The organism is Vibrio sp. 1580 (assembly GCF_033340055.1).
This window is the reverse complement of the sequence record NZ_JAWOVT010000558.1, coordinates 1-564: the sequence shown is the minus strand read 5'-3', so window position 1 is coordinate 564 and position 564 is coordinate 1. Positions and strand designations below refer to the sequence as shown.

1 protein-coding gene is annotated in these 564 nt (G+C 42.9%); it reads left to right on the top strand.

What is annotated here, in order from left to right:
* Window positions 1–564 (top strand): S1 RNA-binding domain-containing protein (locus tag R7093_RS27145; protein ID WP_318147266.1); only part of this gene is annotated, 564 nt, incomplete at both ends.

Sequence of the window (564 nt, the reverse complement as noted above, 5' to 3'; positions counted from 1 at the left end):
ATGTACCTGAAGGCACTGAACTTGGCGATCACATCGAAGTATTTTTGTACTTTGACTCAGAAAGCCAACTTGCTGCGACCATTGACAAGCCAATCGCTCAAGTAGGCGAGTGGGGCTTGATGAAAATCGAAGGCATCAATCAAACGGGTGCATTCGTAAACTGGGGCATTAAAGAGAAAGACCTTCTTATCCCATTTAGTGAGCAACGAGCTCGCTTTACTGCGGGTCAAAACATTCTGGTTTATGTTTACACCGATAAAGCGTCGGGACGTATTGTTGGTACGACGAAGTTCAACAAGTGGCTTGATAAAACGCCAGCAAACTACGAAGTAAACGAAGAAGTTGATCTGATTATCGCGGAACGCAGTCAACTTGGTTACAAAGCGATTGTAAACGGCAAACACTGGGGCATGATTTTCCCTTCTGATGTATTTGGTAAGCTGTTTATCGGTAAAAAACTAAAAGGTTACATCAAGCAAGTCCGTGAAGATGGCAAAATTGACTTATCTCTACAAAAAGTCGGCGTGGCGAAGATGGATGATCTTTCAAGCAAGATTATTGATC